Source organism: uncultured Faecalibaculum sp., from assembly GCF_910588395.1.
Classification (GTDB): Bacteria; Bacillota_I; Bacilli_A; order Erysipelotrichales; family Erysipelotrichaceae; genus Faecalibaculum.
In genome coordinates, this window is record NZ_CAJUPA010000084.1 from 1 (window position 1) to 1,898 (window position 1,898).

At 57.0% G+C, this 1,898-nt stretch carries 2 protein-coding genes; both read right to left on the reverse strand.

The genetic code is table 11. From position 1 onward, the window contains the following. The coding region (locus tag QZ305_RS11670; protein ID WP_294732170.1) for an LPD28 domain-containing protein at positions 1-1,630 on the reverse strand (1,630 nt) is incomplete at its 3' end. A 2-nt stretch (positions 1,631-1,632) separates the two neighbouring features. Further along, on the reverse strand, positions 1,633-1,898 hold a 266-nt coding region (locus QZ305_RS11675; protein WP_294732172.1), incomplete at its 5' end, for an immunoglobulin.

Sequence of the window (1,898 nt, forward strand, 5' to 3'; positions counted from 1 at the left end):
TTGCGCCGGTCTGAATCCCAAAATATTGGCAGACCGCGTAAGAGATGCTCTCGGCCTCCACCTCCTCGGTGCGCCGGTCCTTTTTATGGTCCTGCAAAAACCGCTGGGCGGTCTTTTCGCCGCCGTTAAAGTCCAGGCCGGATTCATCGGTCAGGGGGAGATACCCTTCCTCCGGCAGTTCCAGCGGCTTTGCGGTTATGACGGAACCGGCGTGGTTGACCATAACCCGTTCCTCTACCGCAACCGGCGCGCCGGGGTCATCATCGGAACCGCGCAGGTCATAACAAAACAGTCCGTCCGGCAGATCGTCTGCGGCAATCCGGTCATTGGAGAACAGGGCTGGCTGTCCAAACAGCTCCACTTCCTGATACAAGGGCGCGTCCGGGTTGTCCGGCACATCAAAGTTGTGCAGCTTGCTGTGGGCGATCTCATGGACAGCGGCGGAAACGGTCTGCACCTCGCTCATGCCCTGGCGGATGGCGATGCGCTGCTGGCTGGAAGAAAAATATCCGTCCGTATCCGCGTCCATTTCCTCAAACGCAAGGGGAACCGGGGCGGAGCGTTTCAGCGCCTCCATAAACGCCTCAAAGTGCCGGACATTCCCGAACAGGTCCGCCGCCAGGGAGGGCAGGGGCTTTCCGTCCGTCTGGCTCACATCAAACACCTTCACCGGACGGAACAGCGGGATTTCCACCTCTTTTTCCTCCATGACCACCCTGCCGTTTGCGTCCAGCATTGGCGCGTGGGTGTCCGGGTCCAGCTTCTGCTCCTCGATTTTCTTCTTATAGGGGGTGGGCGCGATGATGGTGATGCCGCGCTCGCCCTTCTTCACATGGCGCTCAAACTGGTTCTTCCACTTGTTATAGCCAGCCACAAGGGTTGCGTCCGGCTTCTGCATATAGATCAGCATGGTATTATTGACCGAGTAGCGGTGGAACCGGGACATCACCGACAGATAGCGCATATACTTTTCGCTCTCAAACAGTTCCTTGATGTTCTGCTCAATGCCCTCGGTGATTTCCCGCAATCGCTCCCGGTTGGTAGGTTTCTCTGCCATTTCCTTGTTTCTCCTTTCCAAATCCATGATTTTTGTTAGGTGTTCTGCAATCCATGTTTTTTGTTCCTCGATGCCATCCTCCATCAGAAAGTCCAGAAGATACTCCACATAGTCCTTTTGGTGCAGCGCCTCCACAAAAAGGGGGTGCGGCTCATCCTCCGGGGTCAGGGGCGCAAGGCCGGTTTCCCAGCCCCGCAGCAGATGGGCGTAGTCTGCCAGCGCGCGGAAACACCGCTGCTTGGATTCCCGGAACTTCTGCGCTTCTGACTTTTGACGGACATAGGTTTTCTTCGGGGGCGCCTGGCTGTCATAGAGCAGTCCAAAATCCTGGGCCAGTTTTTCCGCCGCCTCTTTGGGGGAGAGGTTATAAAGTCTGGCGGCAAAGTCGATCACATCACCGTCCGCCCCGCAGCCGAAACAGTGAAAGCGGCGGTCTAATTTCAGGCTGGGCGTCCTGTCATCGTGAAAGGGACAGCAGGCCATACCGTTCCGCTTTACCTCGATTCCATAGTGTTCCGCCGCTTCTCTGGTGGTGATGGACTGCTTTACCGTTTCAAAGACATTCCCGCCCATGCTTATTGACCGGAGGAGGATTTCAACGGCGGCTTATAGCCTGCGGCCCTGGCCCGTTCACTGGCGGCTTTGCGCCGCTTTTCGCTGTACGGCTCCCGGACCGATACGCAGCGTTTGGGGACAATGAAGTTGTGGGCGTCCTTCTTGATGATCTGCTCCGGGTGTTTTCCGGCAAGGCGGTTCAGTTTTTTCATCAGCTTTGGGTCATGGGTATAGACCTGGGCGGCAGGCTCCGCCTGGTTGTAGAGGAGGATGGTTTCCTGTTCCA